The following is a 21718-nucleotide window of genomic DNA, read 5'->3' on the forward strand; positions in this document are numbered from 1 at the left end:
ATCGAATTCCCTTATTTCTCATCTGCTTTAGGAAGCAGGCGATGCCGTGGCCGCTAGGCGTGACCCTCCATCCTAGCTGTACCGCACGAAGCCGTTTTGAAGATCCTCAGTCACAACGGCTAAAATGCCGGGCGAGAGCCCCCCGGAATTCGGCCGGACGCTCAAGTGGCAGCATGTGCGGACCGTCGATGACGTCCAAGACCGACCCACGAACTAATTGAGCCATCCGATCCATCAGTGCTACGGTAGAGGCGCCGTCGTGCGTCCCGGCGATAAAGGTCGTCGGTACAGTTATAGCGGCCAAGTTGGGCTCAACAACATTGTCAGCCATCGCCTCCCAGTAGGTGGCGATGACCTCAGGGTCGTCTTCGAGTAGTCGCCTCCTAGCATACTCTACGCCGGCATGACTGGGTGTCGCGAGTGCCTCCTTCGTGAACCAGCGCGCTAGAGTGCCCTCGACCACGTGTTGCATGCCCTTTCTGAAGGCGTTCGCGCGTTCCCGCTGACCTGTTGGATTTGGGCTCGACGCGACGCAGCAAGCTACGACGAGCGATGTGACGGACTGCGGTGCGCGGAGGGCTGCCTGCAGAGCCACAGTGCCACCCAAGGAGAGCCCCACCAAAGTGACAGGGGCAGATACGTGCGCGAGGACGTACTCCACTAGCCGAGCGATACTAACATTATCGACTGACGGTTCCGAGCCGTGGCCAGGAAAGTCAAGGGTCCGAGCGCCGGTGGGTATGACCTCCGACCATACGTTGCGGTCCAGTCCGATTGGATGAAGAAATAGGAGCTCGGAATCCGCTTTTCCGGTGTTTCGATCGGCACTCATGGATATTCCCTCTTCATCGCGAACCACTCTTAGAGGAATCGCTGAATTGTTTCTGGCTAAGGACAACTTCTCCTTGGCCAGGATGTAGAAACGCTTGCCAAGCAAACTAGTCGCTAAACCGAGCTGGTCGTCCGGCTTAAATTTCCCAAGTCCAAGCGCCGACCTAAACTCTCGATCGCAGTCTTGAATGCGAGTGACATTAGAAATGCTTTATGCTTTAAAGAAACATTGAGATGCCTATTTGTCAACCGATAAACGCGAGAGAAAGCGTTGAACAAAATGAAGGCTTACTCTTCTGTCTGCATGTTTGACGTATGATGCGTCACAATGCTCACGATGCGACTGCAACCAAGTGTCTTTGAGAGAGAGCCTTTCACATGCCGCGCCTGCCTTATCTTAACAAAGGTGATATCCCTGGCTTTCCGGATCTGCCCCGCAGCAAGAACAACATCAGCCGCGCGGTTTGCCACAGCCCACGCGCCGCGCAGGTTCAGGGCGCTCTCTCAATGTATTTCCGCCAACAGAGCAAGCTAGACCCGCGGTTGCGCGAGTTGGCAATCCTCCAGGTCGGCTATGTGACAAAATCGGCGTACGAATATGCGCATCACTGTGCGTTAAGCTTGGATTGCGGCGCGACGGAAGCCGATATTCTTTCGGTCGCTGATGAAACCGCGGGTAAGCCGACTCATTTCGATCCGCTAACCAAAGCGGTGCTTTGCGCTGCACGTCAGATGTCGCTTGAGATCGATCTATCGGATGAAATATTTGCGGTCCTTCGCCGTTACCTCGACGACGAGCTTCTCATGGATCTGCTAATGGTAATTGCCAATTATAACTCCGTTGTTCGTCTTCTCTCGGCGCTGCGGATTGACCTGGAAGAGGAATATGAAGGATTTCTAGACAAATTTCCGTTGTCTTCGTGATTGCTGTTCAACGGTTTAGTTTTAGCGGGCCAAGACTGCCACCGAATCACAAAATGTCGGAAGGCCGCGGTACGCGGACGCGTCAGTCAATTTTCGAAATGTCTCTCGGTAGCTGTGCAGGCGTCTATAAGCGGTGAGGACGACGCGCACAGTGGCAGTCAAGCTTCTTGATGATCCCGGCACGTTGCCGCCCAGCCGGGAAGATCAACCCTCGATCGCTGCCCTATGCACGTTGCTAGACGCAGCAACCAGCTTAGTAAAGGATGCAACGTCGCGTAACTAAGAGGGCCGTAGTAGGGTGCTATCAATGTCACGAGTCTCGGACGCGAACGCATCTTGGGATTGCGGAACGGCATGTCTTTTTCGTATGTTACCCGTGTCGCGCACGATCCCAATTTAAGACGCTCTTTTCGTTAGTATTGCAGGCGTTTGAAATGAAATCGCATTCGATACCGCTGGGCGCGTCGAAGTCATTCCATGCTGTCATTCCTGACGCCGGTCCTGCGACGTGCCCTTCATCCCCTGCAACGTGCTTTGCTGCTTGCATTCCAAATGTTTACTGATTGGATGCATATGGATGGAAAACTGAAATTTGGAGAGTCTCATGAGAGTACTGATTCTTGTCGCGGCTTTAGGCGCATTGACGGTGAGTTCAGCGGCTTCCTTGGCTTCGCCGAAGTTGCAGGGTCGTGTTAGTGCTAACTCCAATCAGCGGGTCGCTAAGTGTGCGGTGTTCGGTTCAAGGGATGTTTATACGCCGCCTCGAAACCTGAGGTTCGAGGGGAGCCCTAGTTACGAGGGAGCGAGCTACTGGCAGTTTGCTAATCGATGTCGCCAAGGATGCAGATAACTTCCAACGCCAGTGCGTATTGTCATGGAGCGCCAGTTTCTCATTCCGCGGGAAACGGAGTTTCATTCCTCTGCTCGATTAAGCTTACGACCAACGCAGCGTTCGCATTTGAACGCCACTCGCCGCGCGATAATGTGTATGGCTCGCTTGGCGTTTCGATGCCTGGTTACTGTCGAATCACGAAACGAAGCGATTTAGACAGAATTGAAAAATGCAGCCTCTCGCGGTCTCGCTTAACTCTACGCAACCTCGGGTCGTGCGGAATGTGACCGAATTATAGCTAAGTCTTTCGTTTTTCTGCTCGACAGACAAATTCCCGATTCTCAGACATGTAATTCAAGTCAACTTGCTGTCAGCTTGATCCATGGAAAGATATTTCAGGGGGACTGACGATGAAGAACGACGCACGGGCGATCAAGCGGGTTAAAAGACTTTGCCGGAGCCTTATGGCAACCACATGTCTGGCAGCCGTGGGCACGGTCTATGTCGGATCCGTTGCCTATGCAGATGATTTGAGTGATCTGCGGGCCGAAATGCGGGCAATGGCAAAGCGCATGGAGAAGCTCGAGGCAGATAAGAGAGAACTCGAGAAACGTAATAAGGAACGAGCCGCGGCGGGGCGCTCAGACCCTAACGCTGCGCGCGTCGCAAGTTCGGGAGACCCAACCATTAATCCTCGCTGGCCTCTGCCGAGCGTGCGCGATCCAGGCTATTTCGATATTCCTGGCACGGGCACCTCGATGAAAATCGGGGGATCGATCCGCGTAGACGCCATTCGCGGCATTAACGGGCTGGGCCTCGGAGGTATCCCGGGTACCGATTTCCGATTAATCAGCCTTGACGGCTCGAACAATGCGAGACGCGGCGGCAGCATCGATTTCAGTGCGCGGAACACGCAGATCACGCTTGGTACGATCACTGCGACGCCCATAGGCGACTTGAAAACGTTCACGTCTATGGATTTTAACGCGAACAATAACGGCAGTACGGTCCAGACAAACTCCTATTCTCCGCGACTGCGTGAAGCTTTCGGCCAATTGGACTCTGGCGCCAATCAGTTGCTCGTCGGTCAGACGTGGTCGACCTTCATGGATCTTATCGCTTATCCAGAAACGCTCGACCCAAACGGACCGGTGGGTGGCATCTATGTTCGACAGCCTATGGTCCGTTACACACGCAATCTAGGTGGCGGAAGCAATTTCATTTTAGCGGTTGAAAATGCCAATTCCGATTTCGAAGGGGCTGTTCAGCAGACAATTCTCGGATCCAATCTTCCTAGTTTGAACCAGACCACACCTTACCCGGATGTGGTTGCGAAGTATACTTACGATGGTGGCTGGGGACACTTCGCGGTAGCGGGCATGGTCAGATATATTTCTCTCAACACGGGAGACGTGGGCCTTGCTGGAGGTACGAATCTGAATCCGGCGACGTTCGTCGGCACCGTAGCGAACCCACTCGTTCCTGGAACTAAAACTACGGTGGCCGAAGCGGCCATGGTGGCCCTTTCGGTAAAGACGTTCGGGAAGGATTCGATCAACATGCAAGTCTCAGGCGGAAGCGGTTTGGGGCGCTACCAAGTCGGCGATCTTGACAACCGTACCGCCGCATCGCTTCAATTCTGTAACATAACCCGAACTATCGTTTGCGGTTTGGAAAACACCAGGCAAGTCGGTGGTGTTGCCTCCTATCAGCACTATTGGGCCGACAACTTGCGCTCGAACATTGCTGGCGGCTATTTCCGATATTTAAACACGGAATTCCCCGACAATACCGCCAATTCCGTAAAGGATATGACCTCGGTCCATGCGAACCTTATTTGGACTCCCGTGGAACGCGTTAGCCTCGGGGTGGAGTATATATGGGGCAAGTTAAACATGCTGCAACAACCCACCCCAGGTGTCGGTCCGTCAGGCGTGGGGCAACGGATAGGAACGAACCTAAAGGTATTTTTCTAGGTTCTTGGGGGCCGTTGGGCGCTCATCGTCGGCACGTTCCGCCATTCATGCCCCGTTTGGCCTGGATTGGTCCGGCGAAGAAAGCCATTGCAGGTGTGAAAGCGAGAAGTTGCTAGTAAAACAGACCCTCTGTTTGAGCAACTTTTCGCCGAGCATCTGCTTATGATGAGCTTCATTTGCAACGGTCTGCAAATGCGTCTTTTAGTCCGCGTTGCTCACCCGAATCGCGTTGACGCGGCGCCGATTGGTCTGGACAGGCGAGGATTGCGCCCGCGCTAAGCGACTCCTGAGCATAGCTCTCTCAGGAGGTGTCCTAATAGGAGCACGCAGCATGAGTGTCTCTGATTTGGTTTATCTTGTTCGAATGGCGGCGCTGGAAGTAATGCGTTATGGCGCGTTGCCCTACTTCGCAGACGAAACAGGTGACTTGCTCTCATGGACTCTTTGTCGCCGGCAACGGATCATGTCGCGTGAATAGCGGGCGGAACGCGGGGTTTGCGCGCCTCAGGCGTCGACGGAGACCACCGCCGAGCTTGGACAGCCGCGTGCCGCCACAGCAGGCGCGGCCACAGGTCCCGGAACGATCACCCGCTCGCGAGGCCGTTGCTCCGGGAACGGCTGGCGTGACGGCTGCTTGCGCGTGAAGGACGCCACCTTCGTGGTTTTGGTCACGGCCATTTCGGCTGCGAGTTCGTCCTCCGTCGCCGAACTCTCCAGCTCCTCCAGCGTCAGTTCGAACTGATCCAGCAGCCGCGCGATACGCTCCGAGCGCGGGCCATAGCCGTTGCGGTCGAGTTTTTCGATCTACAGCTTCAAATGGCGATCAGCGCCTGGTCATCGGATTATTGAGCTCGGGCGGACGTGGCTTCCGCGCGAGCAATCATCAACGCCGCTTTCAGCGTTTCGATAGAGCGACAATCCAATTCCATCGTGCCACAAGGTCTTGATTAGCGAACCGCCGCGTCGGCGGAACACGGCGAACGGGTCGCGGCCGAGGCCTTCCTGCACCGATAATGACAAACCCTGCATGCCCTTGCGGCAGGTCAGTGTAGCCGGTCGCAATCCAGATGCGTGCGCTCGAAGAGATCGGGATCATCGGCGCTCCAGAACCTGCAGCACCCGCGAAGGCGGCCGCATCGACGCCGGCATTGACAATCACCCGACGATCCCTGCCAAGGACGATCACCATCTGCCCGCCCGTCGGTATGGCAGCAACCGCTGGCTCGACCTCTGCGGCAAGGACGACCGGCGCAAAGCCGGATTGCTTGCTTTGAGGGCTAATCGGCTCGAGACCGAACGAGCGCCGCCATGTCATCAGCAACCAAACGTGATATGCTATGGCGTCTTGCTGTCGACGACATCGCGCGCGGCGCTTGAAAGCTCTCGGTCACGATCGGCAGCTTCTCGTCATCCGACCATCGCTGCTGGCGACCAATCTCGACCACCGCAAGCCCGTCAAGCTGAGTACTGCCTTATGGCTGTCCATAAGGACTGTTACGCACCAATTGGACCAGGGCGCGCACTCATAAATCGAGCTTGATTGGTGCTGGCTTGATCAGTGTCCGCTAGGCCGGTAGCGACCAAATTCCGCGCCGCAGCGAAATGACGCGATATGCCAAAAGCAGAAGTTTGCCCCCAACAGTTCGTACAGCCTGCTACACGCCATCCGCCTACGTGGGCTCGGCAGGCACCTCGCCGTCTTGGCACAACCCGTACAAGGACTGATGCTGACGGAAGCCGCGCAATTCGAAATGGCCGATTTCAAAGACCGGTGCCGCGACTTCTGCGGCAAAAGCACCAGTCATGAGCAGTGGCCGGCCAACATCCTTGCAGAGGAGTTCCAGCCGGCTGAGGATGTTGATGTCGCGTCCGACGGCAGTGAAGTCGAGGCGATTGCCAGAGCCAATATTGCCGTATGCGGCATCACCATAGTGCAGAGCAATATCGATTGAAATATGCTCCCGGACCTCGGGGGGTGAAGCCTGGAGCGCAGCCAGCGTTGTCTGCGCTGCAGCCAGGGCCAACTCACAGGCCGGCGCCGGATCATCGCCGGTGACTGGAAAGATCGCGATGACCGCATCACCGATATACTTCAGAATGTCCCCTTCGCTGCCGATGACGCCAGGGACGACCAGATCGAAGAAGGCATTTAGGAGTTCAATGATTCTTTGCTCCGGAAGCTCATCTGTCAGTCGGCTGAAACCACGCAAGTCGGCGAGCAGCATTGCCGCCTTGATATGGCGGACGTTGCCACGTTGGACAGCGCCCGCCATAATCCGCGCGCACGGATCTCGACCTACATAGGTGGCAAGAAGTTCATCATAGATACGCCGGCCGACCGTCACTTCGAGAACTGGGGCAAAGGTCGGCACTAGATGGCGAAAGAGTTCAACGTCCGCTTCCCCAAACCCGTTGGGAGCGTCGCTTCCCCACGATATCGCGTTAACGATCCGATTCGAAAAGATAAGAGGCGCCATCACGTAATGGGTAATGCCTTGCGCCCGCAGCGCTGCGAGGATCGGGAAGCGCCGATCGGTGGTTTCGCTAAGGACAGTATCAAGCCACTGTCCGGTTTCGATAACGTACTGAAGGGGGCTATTCTGGTAATCCGACGTAGACTCGATACCGTGTCGCGATGTTCGGAACTCGGTACTCTGTCCACGGCGCCAGATACGCGATACTCCCCGGAATTCCGGATGCAGCGTACGGACTTGCACCGTGGCGCGGGCTATCGGCGCCCCGAGTACGGTGAGCTTCTCGCAGAGCATCTCAAGAAGCCCACCGGTATCGGGCGCAAAACGTCCCTCCTCGCTTAGCCAGCGCAGAAGCTCGGCCTTGCGATCAGCAAGTGACAAATCGAGCGCCTTGGTCACATTTCACCTGAAGTTTCCCAGGGCACATCCGCAACGATAAGTTCCTGTAGTAGCGCGCTTGCAGCTCGGCTGCAAATTTCGTGCTGGCAGTGTCATGCCGGGTCGTTGCTTCATCGAGCTACCTCTCAGCCCGAGTAGAGTAACTTAGCACTGCCTGATGGAAGAGTGGCGGCCTCGCGGGTCACAGCAAATGGGGTGCTCGACTTCCGACTTGGGTCATTCGCGACCGGGTCGAGCCAGCAGTAAGTGCGGCCATGTCCGCTATGCCGCCGAAAGCGGATGTAAATTCAGAGCATTAGCGGCTCCGCGACGGACGTCATTCAAGCTCCGAAAACCGGAGCCCCGACTCATGCGCTACGAACTCGGCGACATTGAATGGACCGCCATCAAGCCAATGCTGCCGAACAAGACGCGCGGCGTTCGGCGTGTAAATGGCCGTCGCGTGCTCAATGGCATCTTTTGGGTGCTGCGTTCAGGTGCACCGTGGCGCGACCTGCCGGAAAACTATGGGCCATACACGACTTGCTACAAGCGCTTCGTGCGCTGGCGACGGGCTGGCATCTGAGACCAGATAATGGAGACGCTGGCCTCCGGTCATGACGCGACGGTGCAGATGATCGATACCTCCGTCGTGCGTGTACGCCAGCATGTTGCCTGCATCGTGGACAACAATCACAAGAGATGGGTCGCTCACGAGGGGGCCTGGGATACCAATGGCCTGCCGGTCCATCTCGCCCTCACGCCCGGTGAAGCGCACGACAATTGGCTGTGTTCGGCTCTCTTCAGCGCCTTGCTTCCACAAACGATGCTGCTTGCAGATCGGGAATACGATGCGGATTGGATTAGGGAGCTTGCTCGTTAGCAAGGAGCATGGGCAAACATTCCGCCGAAACGAAACCGTAGATCCGATCTGATTCGGCCCGTATCTGTATCGCGCGCGCAATCTGGTCGAACGGTTCTTCAACAAGGTCAAGCAGTGTCGGCGTGTCGCGACCCGATACGACAAACTCGCGGCAAACTATCTGGCGTTCATCAAGCTTGCATCAATCCGAATTTGGCTGCGGACTAATGAGTCCGCGCCCTAATCGAACAAGGCGGCCCTCGCCGGCGGGAGCCCCTCAAACCGTTTAGCGCAAGTGTTATGAGAGGTTACGCGGCTCGAGCATCTCGGGGGTATTCAATTGCGGAGGCTGTCTGAACGATTCGCGGCGATTCGAGACCGAATCTGATCAGCCAAATGTGTTTATGTATTTCAACGCCTCGACTGGAGCGATCTTGGTGAGAGCGTCCAGTTCGAGCGAGCAATTCTTCCGTAGTTCGCGGGGAGAAAAGCCCGTGAACGCTTTTACTTCGCGCGACAAATGAAAATGAGATTGAAACCCGCATCTCTCAGCGATCTCGACAAGCCCTAGGCTTGTCGTTTTGATGGCTTCTGCGGCCATTTTTGTGCGCTGCGCCCAAAGGTAGCGAACCGGAGAAACTCCGAGATGCTTTCGGAACTCACACGTCAGATGTCCTTTGCTGACACCTGCTATTTCGGAAAGTAGATCAAGATCACACGCCTCGCGATAATGTGAATTAACATACACGCAAACATTGCGTACGAAGCTTGGCAGTCGCTGTGGTGACTGATCGGCGAATCCTGCGATATGGGCAGCCAACACCGCCTCACCTATTGCATCGCGAAGATGAAGGTTCGCATCGGAAACCGCGCCGCTGAGTTCAAGGCCCAGTTGAAACAAGGTTCTAAGTTGATCCGATGCAAAAACCTTCGAGGGGAGAAGCTCGCCTTTGGAGGGGGCGATGTTTCGAACAGATTTTAAAGGAATAAGGCATCGTAGAATCTGCGTTTGCCCGTTGTGCTGTACCGTTATCGAATCAGAGCCGTCATTGAGGATCAGGCCACATTCTTTTGCCCGCAGTTGGCTGCTCGACTGCCCATTTGAAACGATCATTGCCCCTTTCTGAACGAGAACCAGCATGACGCGACCGCGTCGCCAGCTCGGCTCCAACCCTGTATTGTGATCGACCCGGTCAAAAAAGAAACCCGGCTCGTATTTGGAGTTTGAAGTCATCCAAGCTCCCCTTTTTAGGAATCAGGTCTGGTCTCACCGCACTCAGCATATCTAGAACGACAGACGACCATCGGCTCAGCCCGGTCTAGTGAACTAGATATCTAAAACAAGAGTTTTGCTTTTACTGCCGGAACAACAGATCATCATCGTCTTGTTCGATGCCTGCTCTTCGGGACTCAGCACCGAATCCCGATGGTCCGGGATGCCGTCAATGACCCTGGTTTCGCAGGTTGCGCATACGCCCTGCATGCACGAGTACGGCACGGCGACGCCGTTGGCGAGAAGCGCGTCGAGAATTGTATTGCCGCTAGAAACCTCGAAGCTCTTGCCACTCCGCTGAAGCACCACGGTGAAGCCGCCTTCCATCGACGGAGCTTCCTTCGCGGTAAAGTACTCGGTGTGCATCTGCTCTGAGGGGATGCCGGCCGCGACACATGCACCTTCGAACGCCCGCAACATTGGGCTAGGGCCGCAGCAATAGTAATGCGCATCGAACGGTAGCGTGCCGATTAGCCTGTCCAAGTCCAGCACTTTGCCGCCTGGCAAATGATCAAAGTTGAAATGCACGCGGCCGGGCCTGTAGGCTTCCAGCGTCTCCAACTTGTTCTTAAACGCGCACGTCTCCGGCACGCGCGTGCTATAGTATAGTTCCCAAGATCCACCGAGCTGCTCTAAGCGCTGTATCATCCCGTAGATTGGCGTGATTCCGATGCCGCCGGCGATGAACACGACGTGTTTGGCGCCTTCCACAAGCGGAAAGTTGTTGTGGGGCGTTGTGATCTTTAGCCGGTCACCCACCCGCAATGTTTCATGGATGAGCTTCGAGCCGCCACGGCCGCGGGCGTCCTTGTTGATTGCGACGACGTAGCGATGTTGCTCGTCCTGGGAATTGCAGAGCGAATAGCTGCGGACCAGTCCGTTGGAAAGATGCATGTCAATATGCGCTCCAGCGGTAAAAGACGGGAGATCCTCGCCAGAAACTGACCCAAATTCCCAGACGCTAATGCCCTCCGCCTCGCCGGCTACCTTCTTGACGACGACTTCGAGTTTCGAAGACTCAGTCATAGCGCCTCAAATGACCCGCGCTTGCTCGGGTCAGTCTTGATCTGCATGGCCAGTTCCCTCAAAGCTTCTCCCACTTTAAAAAAACGTGACACGGGAAATTGCTTAATGCTTAAAACAAGCATCCTCATGTGTCTCTGTCAACAAAAAAAGCCAATGACTTGAGTTACGAGCGAACGCCATCGGCGGCGTTCTTCCACTGCTACCCGATCTAACCCCGTTTGGCTGTTGACACATAACCTTCAAGGTGTTTATATTTTAAGTCTAAAGTAAACCGCAGGCGATCTGCATGCGAGAATCTCAATGTTTGTATGCTCCGATGGAGATCGATAATGGATGCTCAGCCAAAATCTAACGCCGAGTTTGATCCGCGTATGGCCTTCTACACAGGTCCGGGTACCCTAGGGGGCCGGTACTTGCGGAGCTTTTGGCAGCCGATTTACGCGGGCAAGCTGGTTAAGCCCGGGCGGGCGCGCCCTGTGCGAGTGCTCGGGGAGGAGTTCACTCTCTATCGCGGCGAAGAAGGGCAGCCGCACCTTGTTGACCATCGGTGCGCTCATCGCGGCACCCAGCTATCGGCCGGGACCGTGGAGGGTGATGCTATCCGTTGCTTTTATCACGGTTGGAAGTACGGCGCCGATGGGCAGTGTCTTGAGCAGCCTGGCGAGCTTAAGCCCTTCTGCGATAAGATTCGTATTCGCAGCTTTCCGGTCAAGGAGTATTTGGGCGTCGTCTTTGCGTATTTTGGTGAAGGCGAGCCGCCGCCGTTCCCAAGATATGAGCGTTTTGAGCGCTGGGATGGTACCCCCAATCTAAGCTTGATGGCTGAGATTGCGCCCTACAATTTTTTCCAGCGCATCGAAAACTCGCATGATTTTGTGCACCTGCCCTTCGTGCATAAGCAGGCCTTTCCGCCGGTCAAGCCTACGCTTGACACTATCATTCCGCGGGTCACGACGAGGGAGTGTTCGTGGGGTATGGAGACGCACCGGGTCGACCCGAATGGCTTTGACCTTGTTGCCTACTTCGGAATGCCAAACATCAATTATATCTCGATTGGCAAAGGTGCGGGCAAAGAGTGGGAGGGTGGGGGTGAATTGCTTTTCATCCGCGTTCCCGTAGATGACCACAGTCACATGCAGTTCATGTGGAACTGGACAGACGGCGACCACAGCGAACTACCGCAGGGCGATCAGCTCGATCTCGTCAACAAGACGCGTAACGAAATCGCGATGGCTATTCTAAATGGCGATACGACGATGGACGCGGTCATCGCTGCTGGAACGCCTGGCCTGTTCGATATTGAAGATGACGTCGCGCAGTTGGGTCAGGGTGTCCTCTGGAACCGTGAGGGTGAGCACTTGGGAAGCAGCGACGTATCCTTGGCGCTGATGCGGAGATTGTGGACGAGAGATTTGCGGGCTTTGTCAGAGGGGCGTCCACGTCACGACTGGCATCGCACGTCTGACATGATTCCTAATGTGGCCGCGCTTCCGAGAGATGCTCGGTGAAGTTGGGCTGCGTTAACGCGGAGCGCCCGTCAGTGGGGGCTGTATCGGTCAAGTCCGGCTATGTGATGAACCAAGGGCTTGCGCTGAGCTATCTCGAGTGGGGAGCGCAAGGTGCGCCTGCCGTGGTGCTTTCGGGTCCTTTCCGGAATGCTGCTTACGAATGGCGTCATACAGCCGAGCTTCTCGAGGACAGGTTTCGCGTTATTGCGGTTAATCTTCGCGGACAAGGGGATAGTTCGCCGTTTCCAGTTCGTGAATTTAACCCCGATGGTTACGTCGAAGATCTGAAGGCTGTGGTTGACGAGTTGAACGCGGCGCCTGCCGTCATTGTGGGCTTTTCGGTCGTTATATCGGGCGTCGCCGTGGCATTCGCGGCAGCGCACCCCGAATTGGTCAAGGGCATTGTGCTTGTAGATGGCGGGCTCGGATATTCGCAGGAGCAGGCTGGGGCGGCGGGCGAACGGGCTCGTTCCATGCCGAGCACCTTTCCAGACTGGGACGCTGCGCGGCTTTATTTCAGTCGAATGGTTGACCAGTCCTTTGCGTCACCAGAAGACCTCGAAGAGCGCGCTGCCTATACATTCCGACGCCTTCCAGACGGATCGGTGATTTGGAAGAGCGACCCGGTTCTTCGCGAGTGCTGGCCGGGTGAAGAGTTTGCCCGCAACACAGGCGCTCAACCGGCGCAGGTTTGGGAGCAGGTGCGTTGCCCCATCCTCGTCGCCAAAGGTGCATCGAAAAATACGACGCTAAAGGGACGCGAGCATCTGTCCATCGAAGGTTGCGAGCAAATCGCCAAGTACGGAACGGGGAGCTCCTGGGTTGCGGTTCCAAATGTTACGTCTCACTTCGTCCACGAGGAAAATCCGGCCGGCTTCGTCGGCGTGATCAGGCCGTTTCTCGAGAAGGCTCATAGCATCTGAGCGGCTAAAGCGAGCAACGCGCAATTGGAGGCATTACGTCGATGAAGTCGGCTCCCGTCAAATCCGGGTACGTTTTGAACGAAGGTAATCCACTTTATTTTCACGAGTGGGGGCAGACTGGGGCGCCGGACGTCTTGTTTCTCGGTCCCTTACGCTCTGCTGCCTATTTCTGGAAGCCAGTCATCGAGCGTCTTGACGACCGTTTCCATTGTGTGGCGGTCAACTTGCGCGGTCATGGTGACAGCGGCCCCATGCTGCGCCGTAACACCGATGTCAACGACTATGTCAGCGACGTGGCAGCTACAATCCGCCAATTGGGACTCGCTCGTCCGACCGTCATTGCGTTCGCGCCGATAATTGCCGGTGCTGGCGTTGCCTTTGCGGCGCAGCACGCGGATATGTTAAGTTCCCTGGTTCTAATCGACGGAGGGCCGGGACTTCCACCGCAGAACCTTCCGATGGTCAAGCAGCGAATGTCGGCGATCCCGTCGGATTTCGCTAGTTGGGGAGACGCGATCTCCTTTTTGCGCCAAGGATTGGCGCCACCGGTTCAGGCTCTGGCCGAAGAGCGCGCTCCATACGTATTCCGTCGGACGATCGAGGGGCGGATCAACTGGAAATACGATCCGGTTTTGCGAGAAGAGTTCCTTCGTCCGGAGTTGCCGCCCTACGTGGGCGCTCTTCCAGACAGCGTTTGGGGTAAAGTTCGTTGCCCTATGCTGCTGCTCGTTCCGCAGGGCGGCACCGCTCAGATGACGTTGAGCGACTGCGAGCGCCTTGCAAAATACGGCGATGGGAGCCGATGGATCGAAGTCCCTAATTGCCAACACTTCATCCAGGAGGAGAATCCGGACGGCTTCAATGAAGCCCTTACGCCGTTTCTCCGGGATGTCCATGGTCTCGCATAAGCTTAAAATAGTTGAGAGAAAGAATTCCGCGTGATTGAGATCGATAAGGAATCCGCCGGTTGGCGTAAAATTGTTCCTGAGACCGGGAGTCCAGAAAAAATCTTGACGGGCTGCGCCAACTTTGCGGATGGCCCCGTCTGGGATGAAGCCGATGGCGCGCTCATTTTCACCGAAGCATGGATGAATCGGTCACCGGGCAAGATTTGGAAATGGCGGCCCAATCGGGGAGTTGAGTTTGTTTTCGGCCCCTGCAAGGGTCTGGGCGCTACGCTCGATCTTGAGGGGCGGTTAGTCGTCGCCGGCTGGTCATCGCGTTCGATCTGGCGCCGCGAACACGATGGATCCACGACAGTCCTCGCATCCCATTACGGGGCGTTGCGTATCAACTCGCCGAATGACGTTGTCGTGCATTCGAGTGGGGCAATTTATTGGACTGACCCTGCTACTGGACTCAACGGTAACGGTCGTGGTGCTGATCGTACCGATGATCTTCAGCGTTATCTGCCTTTCGAAAGTGTATTTCGTGTATGGCCAGGCAGTGGACAAGTTGAACCGGTCGCGGACGATTTTGCATTGCCAAATGGCATCACTTTCTCGCCGGATGAACGGTTGCTGTATGTAAATGATACAATTCGTCAGCACATACGCGTGTTTGACGTCCAGCCAGATGGATCATTGGCGAATGGGCGGCTTTTTTACGAAGCTGAGGCCGACCTTCCTGGCACTTTCGACGGTATGAAGGTGGACGTGGAGGGGAATGTTTATTGTACCGCCGCGGGTGGGATTCACGTGATCGATCCCGAGGGCAAGCTTCTCGTGCGCATCCGATTTCCGACACCGGTGGGCAATATAGCCTGGGGCGGTCCCGATTGGCGATGGATGTTCTGTACACTGCAGGAGTCAATCTATCGAATCGAACTAAAGATTCCAGGTGTACCTGTGCGACGTCGGTGATGGGGGTTAGAATGGCGTGGGTAATTGAACGGGTTGCTGGGCCATACTCAGGCGAGGCCGATGGGCCGGTATGGGATGGCGAAGCGCTCTTGTTCTCTTTGGTCACCGAGAGCCGGATACTGCGTTATCACCCCGACGCGGGGCGTGTGGTCGAATACCGCAAATATACCAATAATACCCGGGGATTGGCGCTGGCCCCCGAGGGAGGCCTCTTCGGATGTCAAGGTTCGGCGCGCCGGGTCGGTCGGTTCAATGTTGATGGCACTCTTTCGATGCTTGCCGATCGGCTCGATGGACGCCTTCACAATCAGCCCTACGACTTAGCAGTCGATCGGACCGGTCGCATCTGGTTTACTGATCCCGAACCTCCGCTTCGCATGATGGAGCCCCCGGTTGATCATGCTTCGGTGCTCCGCCTCGACCATGTCGGAGGCGGCGCGTGGGTGCTCAAGCGTATGACGCTGGACACTGAGTTTCCGATGGCCATAGCCTTTTCGAAGGATGAGCGGTCGCTTTATGTCGCCGATAATCCTAGAGGTGGACGGAAGCTATCAGAGTTGCGAGTGTACCCTCTTCAATCTGACGATACACTTGGGCAGAGCTCCGTCCTCCATTCTTGGGATGGCTTTGCGGTGACAGGCATGTGCGTCACATCGCGTGGAAATATTGTTGCATGCCTCGATGGCGGAAAAGATGGCGAATCTGCTGCAGTAGTAGTGATGTCTGACACGGGGATTATATTAGAGCAGTTTTCATTCGGCCCGAGCAAACCAACCAATTGTGCATTCGGCGGGCCCGGCCTGAAGACACTCTACGTCACTTCGGCCGATGGCTGTTTGTACAAGGTGCGGAATTTCAAGCTGTAGGAGCGGAGGTGCATCACCAGATTGCGCCTCTCGCTCGATGTAATGACGGAAAGATGTCAGCTCCGCGACCTTGTCTGACGCTGCGCGGAGATCCTGGGTACGAAAAACGGCGACATCGGTTTCGCGAGGCTAGACGCGCTTGAGAACTAAGTGATTTGTTGCCTTAACTCGAAGTATAAAATTTCTTCAAGGAAGATCATGATCCGGACAGCGGATCGGACTGGCCGGTAGCTTAGCATCTGCGCGCGCAGAGCGCGTATCATCAATCTAAACGAGCGGAAGAGAAAGCATCATGTCAAAAGCTTCGTCTATTTCCCGCCGTGGTTTACTAGCGGGCGCTGCGGCGGTGCTTGGCACCGGTTCCCGTGGTCTAGCTCAGGGCAATTCTGACTGGCAGGCTGGTGCTCCACCGGAGTGGGATCGAGTACTCGCGGCGGCCCGCAGCGAAGGGCAGGTCACTGTCGCTGCGTTTCCGCTGTTGAGCGAGACGATGAGCGCCGCGTTCAAGCGCGACACAGGAATCCAGCTGAATTTCCTCGGCGGTAATACGGCGGCGCAGTCGGCACGGCTCGAAGCGGAAGCGCGCGCGAAGAACGTGACTATCGACGTCATGATAGCCGGCGGCCGAGAACTGCATATGATGCGGGAAAATCTGCTGGAGCCGATCCTGCCGCAGCTAATTCTTCCCGGCGTTGCGCCTCAAAACTTTCATGACGGCAAGCACAAATTCGTGGACGATGCCGGTCAGTATCTTTTGCAAGGAGCTTCCTACGTCTTTGGTTGGCTAACGGTCAATACCGACATCGTGAAGCCCGGCGAAATCAAGGTATGGCAAGATCTGTTGGACCCAAAGTACCGCGGCAAGATTGCGGCGTACGATGTCCGATTTCCTGGGCCGGGGCAAGGAGCTGCGACTTGGCTTTACAAGGCGAGAGGCCTTCAGTTCATCAAGGATCTCTACTTGGGACAACAGGTCAAATTTTCCACTGAAAATCGCTCGTTGATGGAGGGGGTTGTTCGTGGGACGGCGCCGATCCTTCTGGGAGGAGTTCAGATCGAGGTTGAGCGCTTTCGCGCGAACTTTAAGAATATTGGCGTTGTCCTTCCCGATGATGGGCCCGGCTACCTCACGGGAGGTTACAGTGCTATCAAGCAAGCCAAGGGTGTACCACACCCGAATGCAGCGAAAGTGTTCACCAACTGGTACATGAGCAAGCCCGGTCAGGAAGTCTATGAATCCATTATGCTTGAGGCCAGCCGGCGCCTTGACGTTAACACCGGTTTGCCCAGCTATCTCGTGCCAGGTAAGTTCAACTATCTTGATGATTACAACGAAGAATCCTACTTCTCGCGCGAGGTTCTGGTTAAGAGCATCAACGAGGCACTGGGGCAGCGCTGAGGGTTGACGCGGCTAAGAATTTTCTTGAAGCGTCGGTGACGCCTTATTTGACGCTATTGTGCGGAACGTCGGGAGCGGCCAGCGCAGGTGCAGGTGTCTATTTGCGCAACGGGCCTGTTTTCATACGAGCAACGCGAATGTGAGATGGATCCGAGAATGGTGGCCAGGAGCTTTCACGACGCCAGGCCACTAAACAGGCACTTAATGGTAGGAAGACGAACGCCGGAATGAGCTAGAGCGCGCCAGAAGTATGGACCGTGCGTCTATTATGATCTGCGAACTCAGCTGCGGGTCGTCGTTTGCTCGCGATCAAGAAAACTAGGCGTTAACGCGATCGCAGGGACGAGTCGACGTCAAGCAAGCAAAACGCTCTCGCTTCAGTTTGCTTTAGAGGTTCTCGACCGTAATCTGCACTGTTGCGTCCAGGCTTGACCCTATGAAGCGACCTTGGATCGATCGCGCTCAATGGAGCTTTCATAAAATATCGCGATTAGGCGTTCCAACTGAGTCTGCAGCATGGGCGCAAGCGGCTCTTCGGCCTGAGCATAGACAGTCCATTCGCCTTGGGCTTTGGGCGTCTAGCCCATTCCGCCGCTGTCCCCCATCGCCGACCAATTTACGGTTCCTACGCTAAAACATTTGTCCTAGAAGCTTGCATTGCCAAATAGTTTAAGTATAAAATATATTCAGGTTAGGCCCTCGCCGTTCTAACTGTTTCATACGGCCGGAGTCTGGGCTGGGGGACAAGTGACCAATTCAACCGAGCGGAAGAGATCGGCATTTATGCGCATGACGTTGCCAAGCGTCTTTCCAAGATGTCGGTGTTCTCCTTTCACGGGGAGAGTCCGGCTGCTACGAGGAGATCTAGTGTGAGTAAGCATGGCGAGGGTGTATCGCCCCCGAGTGCAGCGAAGATATTTTATAGCTGGTACATGAACGGGCCCGGTCGTGAGACCGAGGAGTGCATTTCGCCGGAAGTCGTCCGACGCAGTGCCGCTAACGCCGAGGTGGCCACCTATCTCGAGCCGGGTAAACGTCAGCGCACGGATGATTGGGAGGAGTGTTATTCCTCGATCGTCGCGCGGATCAACGAAGCGAACGATGCACTGGGGCTGCACTAATGACTGATGCAAACAAGAGCGGGCAGGGATCTCTTCTGGCTACTGCCATGGCGGACGCCATCGTGCGCGGTGCGGAGCGAGCCGGCATCGATTCGTGCGTTTACCTCCCCGACAGCGTGCTAACGGGGACGATTCGAAAATTTGAATCCTCTGGTAAGTTCCTAATGTTGCCCTGCGCTCGCGAAGATGAGGGTATCGCTGCCGCGGTGGGCCTCTATATTGGCGGGCGCAGCCCGATTTGCCTGATGGAATCGTCGGGGCTGGGATATTCGCCACTCATCCTGGCGCGTGCCATCGCTCAGCGTACACCGGTTTTCATCGTCGCTAGCCACGGTTACGGTCCTGGCGAACTATTCGACTATCATTGCGCGACGTTTTTGGTCGCGGAGGGCGTCTTTCGAGGGCTTAACATTCCATACTCGATCGCCAGCAACATTGAGTCGCTCGATGATCTGGTTGAGCGAAGCGTTCAAACGACCCGTGGCCAACTTACTTGTTACGGCGTGATTGTTCCCCCCTATCTTACGAGAGACCGCTGATGAATCGCAGTGAAGCAATGCTGATTGTTGCGAAGTCCCGTGGTGATGCTGCGTTGATTGTTGGTCCTGGTGTCAGCGGAGGGCTGATTTACGAGCACGGTGACAGTCCGGCCTCAATTTACAACATGGACATGGCTTACGCAGCCCCGATGGGGCTCGGCATAGCGCTTAGCCGTCCGGATCGGAAGGTTCTAGTAGTGGAGGGCGAGGGATCATTCTTTGCCGGCTCCACCACGCTCTCGACGATCTGGCGCATGCGTCCGAAAAATCTGACAATCTTGATAACTGATAACACGGTCTGGGGAACGGGTGACGGCAAGGTGCCTACTGCCACCAGTTTCGGTACGGACCTAGGGGCGCTCGCATTGGCGAATGGATGGGACAAAAAGCACGTACACACGTGCGATCAGCCTGAGGAGTTCCGTGCGCGACTTGAGGAAGCGCTTGGAGGTGTTGGACCAAATTTCATTGTCTGCAAAAATGACCCGACCGCAGACGAGCATATGCAATCCTCGTTGCTTAGACCACGCGCTTCTCGCCACCAGCTCGACTGCGCGGTGCTGATGCGGAGAGATCTGAACGGCGACGGGTAGCTGATGTTCGCTGCAATAGCAGCTCTGATTGCATATCTGCTAGGTGCTTTCGTAGGGATTGAACACGCCAGAGGGGCAGCCGATCAATCCGGGTTCATGCTGTGTCCCGTCGAGAAGGCCTCGATCATGATGATGATTTGGTGTTCAGGCGGTAGGACATCTACCTCGCACTAAAAATGTCAACTTATGCATATTGCCATTGGGCAAGGACAAGACATGGAACTGATTGGCGAATACCGGATTTCCGCATCTCGCGAAACTGTTTGGCTGGCGCTAAACGATCCCGACATCCTAAAGCAGTGCATACCTGGCTGCGAGAGTGTCGAAAAGCTATCCGATACGGAGTTTAAGGCCAACATCGTGCTGGCGATCGGCCCAGTGAAGGCCAAGTTCGCCGGCAAGGGCGTGCTGTCCGATTTCGATCCACCCAACAGTTACAAGATCACCGGCGAGGGCTCCGGCGGTATTGCCGGATTCGGGAAGGGCACCGCTGACGTCAAATTGGTGCAGGAGGGTAACGAAACCCTTCTGCAATATAGCGCTAGTGCACAGGTCGGCGGCAAGATCGCTCAACTTGGTTCGCGGCTTGTGGACGCTACATGCCGCAAGCTTGCGGAACAGTTCTTCGGTAAGTTTGCTTCTGCGGTTAGCTCTGCCCCCGGCGCCACTCAAATTACCGGCTCGTAGGGGGCGGAAAAACCAATCTGGAAACAGGCGGGCAGTCGACCGCACCGACGATGAATCGGTTAGGCACCGGCCCACATTTTGAACATACCATGCCGCGCAATCGGTTGTCGGCTTACCCGCGATCTCGCGCGAGCCACCTCGAAAACCACGTGGCAAGTTGAAGGAATCGGCGAAGCCAATTTTTTGGAGATGACGACGATGGTTGAGATTAGTTTAACTGTTAATGGTCAGCTCTCGTCCGCGGTCGTTGAAGGTCGGACGCTGCTCGTGCAGCTGCTGCGCGATAAATTGGGTTTGACTGGAACGCACGTTGGCTGTGACACCAGCCAATGCGGTGCTTGCGTAGTTCATCTTAACGGTGAGCCAATCAAGAGCTGCAGCATCTTGGCGGTGCAGTGCGAGGGGCAGAACGTATTGACCATCGAAGGGCTGGCCAGGGACGGCAAGATGCATCCAATGCAGGAAGCGTTTCGCGAGTATCATGGCCTTCAATGCGGCTTTTGCACACCCGGCATGGTAATGAGCGCGCTCGCGCTCGCTCAGAGACAGTCTATCTTAAGCGAGCGCGAGATCCGGGAACATCTGGAAGGCAACCTTTGCCGTTGCACGGGCTACCACAACATAGTGAAGGCGATCGAAGCTGGCGCAAAAGCGATGGCGAGCGCAAAGTAAGCCGCACCGCTGCGCCGGTTTTGAAGAGATCGCCCCCCTCGAGATCACGAGTTTTGGGAGAGCAGTATGTACGCTTTTACTTACAAGAAGGCTTCATCGATCGTCGATGCCGCTGATAAGCTCATCGCTGATGGCGAAGCCAAGCTCCTGGCCGGCGGCATGACGCTGATTCCGACGCTGAAGCAGCGCCTCGCTCAGCCGACCGAGCTGATCGATCTGAACGGCATTGCTGAGCTTGTCGGTGTGACTGTGTCCGGCAAAATCGTCACCATCGGCGCGATGACTCGTCACGTGGACGTCGCGCGCAACCCCGACGTTAACAAGTTGATCCCTGCGCTGGCAAAGTTGGCCTCCCATATCGGTGACCCGGCTGTTCGCAACCGCGGAACAATAGGCGGTTCGATCGCCAACAACGATCCGTCGGCCGACTATCCTAGCGCCGTGTTGGCCCTCGATGCGACAGTCAGGACTAATCGACGCGAGATTAAGGCTGACGATTTTTTTGTCGGTATGTTCGAGACCGCGCTTGAACCCGGCGAGCTCGTTGTAGCGGTGTCATTTCCGGTTCCGGAAAAGGCAGGCTATAAAAAGTTTCCGAATCCCGCCTCTCGCTATGCGGTGGTTGGCGTGTTTGTTGCAAAGACGAGCTGTGGCGCGCGCGTCGCTGTCACGGGCGCCGGCCCGGTCGTGTTCCGCCAAACCGAGATGGAAGCTGCACTTTCCGGGAACTGGTCGCCTGAGGCTGTCGCGAACATCAAACAAGCTGAAGACGGGCTGAACTCCGACATCCACGCGAGCGCGGAATATCGAGCCCACTTGGTGATGGTAATGGCGAAGCGGGCGGTAGCCGAGGCGGCGTAAGATCAAGAGTAGCTGTTTGTCTGAAGACAAAATGCGCCGCCAATAAAATAATCAGTTCGTGATGCCTCAAGCACCGAGCAGGCAGCTGACATTTTGATGCTGCTTCAGACC

At 55.9% G+C, this 21718-nt stretch carries 20 protein-coding genes and 2 pseudogenes; 16 read left to right on the top strand and 6 right to left on the bottom strand.

The annotated features are described in order from the left end of the window. Positions 1-106: 106 nt before the first annotated feature. Positions 107-832 (bottom strand): alpha/beta fold hydrolase, encoded by a 726-nt coding sequence (locus tag BLS26_RS37270; RefSeq protein WP_371361002.1) that lies wholly within the window; start codon positions 830-832, stop codon positions 107-109. A gap of 377 nt (positions 833-1209) precedes the next feature. Here BLS26_RS37270 and BLS26_RS21500 point away from each other — a divergent pair, with 377 nt between their 5' ends. The 3 genes from BLS26_RS21500 (at position 1210) to BLS26_RS36585 (ending at position 5041) form a co-directional block, all read left to right on the top strand. Next, positions 1210-1755, top strand: coding sequence for a carboxymuconolactone decarboxylase family protein (locus BLS26_RS21500; RefSeq protein WP_197681266.1), 546 nt, complete (start codon positions 1210-1212; stop codon positions 1753-1755). Between the two features lie 1242 nt (positions 1756-2997). Next, entirely contained in the window at positions 2998-4563 is a 1566-nt protein-coding gene (locus tag BLS26_RS21505; RefSeq protein ID WP_092514438.1) for a DcaP family trimeric outer membrane transporter, read from the top strand. A 331-nt stretch (positions 4564-4894) separates the two neighbouring features. After that, complete coding sequence (locus tag BLS26_RS36585; RefSeq protein WP_210186249.1) at positions 4895-5041, top strand: hypothetical protein; 147 nt, start codon at positions 4895-4897, stop codon at positions 5039-5041. 48 nt (positions 5042-5089) lie between these two features. Here BLS26_RS36585 and BLS26_RS21510 read toward each other — a convergent pair. From BLS26_RS21510 to BLS26_RS21525, 3 genes and pseudogenes are all read right to left on the bottom strand, one after another. Continuing rightward, a pseudogene (locus BLS26_RS21510) lies at positions 5090-5367 on the bottom strand (transposase); the annotation flags it as partial. A gap of 30 nt (positions 5368-5397) precedes the next feature. After that, positions 5398-5592 (bottom strand): hypothetical protein, encoded by a 195-nt coding sequence (locus BLS26_RS37275; protein WP_092514440.1) that lies wholly within the window; start codon positions 5590-5592, stop codon positions 5398-5400. 641 nt (positions 5593-6233) lie between these two features. Beyond that, positions 6234-7436 (bottom strand): adenylate/guanylate cyclase domain-containing protein, encoded by a 1203-nt coding sequence (locus BLS26_RS21525; RefSeq protein ID WP_092514442.1) that lies wholly within the window; start codon positions 7434-7436, stop codon positions 6234-6236. Positions 7437-7785: 349 nt separating this feature from the next. On the opposite strand from BLS26_RS21525, the pseudogene BLS26_RS21530 reads away from it, so the two are divergent. Beyond that, positions 7786-8521, top strand: a pseudogene (locus tag BLS26_RS21530) (IS5 family transposase). A 144-nt stretch (positions 8522-8665) separates the two neighbouring features. Here the strand turns inward: BLS26_RS21530 and BLS26_RS21535 are convergent. Both BLS26_RS21535 and BLS26_RS21540 read right to left on the bottom strand, forming a co-directional pair. Then, positions 8666-9511 carry an AraC family transcriptional regulator gene (locus tag BLS26_RS21535; protein WP_092514444.1) on the bottom strand — a complete coding sequence of 282 codons (846 nt, stop codon included), beginning with the start codon at positions 9509-9511 and terminating at the stop codon, positions 8666-8668. Between the two features lie 93 nt (positions 9512-9604). Then, a complete protein-coding gene (locus tag BLS26_RS21540) occupies positions 9605-10576 on the bottom strand; it encodes a PDR/VanB family oxidoreductase (RefSeq protein ID WP_092514446.1) in 972 nt (323 codons plus the stop codon). Between the two features lie 329 nt (positions 10577-10905). Here BLS26_RS21540 and BLS26_RS21545 point away from each other — a divergent pair, with 329 nt between their 5' ends. From BLS26_RS21545 to BLS26_RS21600, 12 genes are all read left to right on the top strand, one after another. Then, complete coding sequence (locus BLS26_RS21545; RefSeq protein WP_157676534.1) at positions 10906-12084, top strand: Rieske 2Fe-2S domain-containing protein; 1179 nt, start codon at positions 10906-10908, stop codon at positions 12082-12084. 32 nt (positions 12085-12116) lie between these two features. Next, entirely contained in the window at positions 12117-13007 is an 891-nt protein-coding gene (locus tag BLS26_RS21550) for an alpha/beta fold hydrolase (protein ID WP_157676535.1), read from the top strand. A gap of 41 nt (positions 13008-13048) precedes the next feature. Next, positions 13049-13915, top strand: coding sequence for an alpha/beta fold hydrolase (locus BLS26_RS21555; protein WP_092514452.1), 867 nt, complete (start codon positions 13049-13051; stop codon positions 13913-13915). Positions 13916-13945: 30 nt separating this feature from the next. Further along, on the top strand, positions 13946-14869 hold the full coding sequence (locus tag BLS26_RS21560; protein ID WP_092514454.1) for an SMP-30/gluconolactonase/LRE family protein: 924 nt from the start codon (positions 13946-13948) through the stop codon (positions 14867-14869). Positions 14870-14880: 11 nt separating this feature from the next. Beyond that, on the top strand, positions 14881-15735 hold the full coding sequence (locus tag BLS26_RS21565; RefSeq protein WP_157676536.1) for an SMP-30/gluconolactonase/LRE family protein: 855 nt from the start codon (positions 14881-14883) through the stop codon (positions 15733-15735). A gap of 292 nt (positions 15736-16027) precedes the next feature. After that, positions 16028-17134 carry an ABC transporter substrate-binding protein gene (locus BLS26_RS21570; RefSeq protein WP_092514458.1) on the top strand — a complete coding sequence of 369 codons (1107 nt, stop codon included), beginning with the start codon at positions 16028-16030 and terminating at the stop codon, positions 17132-17134. Between the two features lie 869 nt (positions 17135-18003). Next, complete coding sequence (locus BLS26_RS21575) at positions 18004-18255, top strand: hypothetical protein (RefSeq protein WP_157676537.1); 252 nt, start codon at positions 18004-18006, stop codon at positions 18253-18255. A 47-nt stretch (positions 18256-18302) separates the two neighbouring features. After that, on the top strand, positions 18303-18794 hold the full coding sequence (locus BLS26_RS21580) for a hypothetical protein (RefSeq protein ID WP_157676538.1): 492 nt from the start codon (positions 18303-18305) through the stop codon (positions 18792-18794). Further along, on the top strand, positions 18794-19387 hold the full coding sequence (locus tag BLS26_RS21585; RefSeq protein ID WP_092514464.1) for a thiamine pyrophosphate-dependent enzyme: 594 nt from the start codon (positions 18794-18796) through the stop codon (positions 19385-19387). Before BLS26_RS21580 ends, BLS26_RS21585 begins: the two co-directional genes overlap by 1 nt. 216 nt (positions 19388-19603) lie before the next feature. After that, positions 19604-20074, top strand: a complete 471-nt coding sequence (locus BLS26_RS21590; RefSeq protein ID WP_092518351.1) for a CoxG family protein — start codon at positions 19604-19606, stop codon at positions 20072-20074. Positions 20075-20272: 198 nt separating this feature from the next. Next, the gene (locus tag BLS26_RS21595; protein ID WP_092518353.1) at positions 20273-20746 is read left to right on the top strand and encodes a (2Fe-2S)-binding protein; all 474 of its coding nucleotides are present in this window, start codon (positions 20273-20275) and stop codon (positions 20744-20746) included. A gap of 66 nt (positions 20747-20812) precedes the next feature. Then, a complete protein-coding gene (locus tag BLS26_RS21600; protein ID WP_092514466.1) occupies positions 20813-21607 on the top strand; it encodes a xanthine dehydrogenase family protein subunit M in 795 nt (264 codons plus the stop codon). The last annotated feature ends 111 nt before the right edge of the window (positions 21608-21718 follow it).

The organism is Afipia sp. GAS231 (assembly GCF_900103365.1).
GTDB lineage: Bacteria > Pseudomonadota > Alphaproteobacteria > Rhizobiales > Xanthobacteraceae > Bradyrhizobium.

What these genes read in the sequence shown, in the direction of transcription:
- BLS26_RS21570 (WP_092514458.1), top strand. Translation starts at nt 16,028, where the DNA reads ATGTCAAAAGCTTCGTCTATTTCCCGCCGTGGTTTACTAGCGGGCGCT.
- BLS26_RS21505 (WP_092514438.1), top strand. Translation starts at nt 2,998, where the DNA reads ATGAAGAACGACGCACGGGCGATCAAGCGGGTTAAAAGACTTTGCCGG.
- BLS26_RS21595 (WP_092518353.1), top strand. Translation starts at nt 20,273, where the DNA reads ATGGTTGAGATTAGTTTAACTGTTAATGGTCAGCTCTCGTCCGCGGTC.
- BLS26_RS21555 (WP_092514452.1), top strand. Translation starts at nt 13,049, where the DNA reads ATGAAGTCGGCTCCCGTCAAATCCGGGTACGTTTTGAACGAAGGTAAT.
- BLS26_RS36585 (WP_210186249.1), top strand. Translation starts at nt 4,895, where the DNA reads ATGAGTGTCTCTGATTTGGTTTATCTTGTTCGAATGGCGGCGCTGGAA.
- BLS26_RS21565 (WP_157676536.1), top strand. Translation starts at nt 14,881, where the DNA reads ATGGCGTGGGTAATTGAACGGGTTGCTGGGCCATACTCAGGCGAGGCC.
- BLS26_RS21590 (WP_092518351.1), top strand. Translation starts at nt 19,604, where the DNA reads ATGGAACTGATTGGCGAATACCGGATTTCCGCATCTCGCGAAACTGTT.
- BLS26_RS21500 (WP_197681266.1), top strand. Translation starts at nt 1,210, where the DNA reads ATGCCGCGCCTGCCTTATCTTAACAAAGGTGATATCCCTGGCTTTCCG.
- BLS26_RS21535 (WP_092514444.1), bottom strand. Translation starts at nt 9,511, where the DNA reads ATGACTTCAAACTCCAAATACGAGCCGGGTTTCTTTTTTGACCGGGTC.
- BLS26_RS21585 (WP_092514464.1), top strand. Translation starts at nt 18,794, where the DNA reads ATGAATCGCAGTGAAGCAATGCTGATTGTTGCGAAGTCCCGTGGTGAT.
- BLS26_RS21600 (WP_092514466.1), top strand. Translation starts at nt 20,813, where the DNA reads ATGTACGCTTTTACTTACAAGAAGGCTTCATCGATCGTCGATGCCGCT.
- BLS26_RS37270 (WP_371361002.1), bottom strand. Translation starts at nt 832, where the DNA reads ATGAGTGCCGATCGAAACACCGGAAAAGCGGATTCCGAGCTCCTATTT.
- BLS26_RS21540 (WP_092514446.1), bottom strand. Translation starts at nt 10,576, where the DNA reads ATGACTGAGTCTTCGAAACTCGAAGTCGTCGTCAAGAAGGTAGCCGGC.
- BLS26_RS21545 (WP_157676534.1), top strand. Translation starts at nt 10,906, where the DNA reads ATGGATGCTCAGCCAAAATCTAACGCCGAGTTTGATCCGCGTATGGCC.
- BLS26_RS37275 (WP_092514440.1), bottom strand. Translation starts at nt 5,592, where the DNA reads ATGCAGGGTTTGTCATTATCGGTGCAGGAAGGCCTCGGCCGCGACCCG.
- BLS26_RS21580 (WP_157676538.1), top strand. Translation starts at nt 18,303, where the DNA reads ATGGCGGACGCCATCGTGCGCGGTGCGGAGCGAGCCGGCATCGATTCG.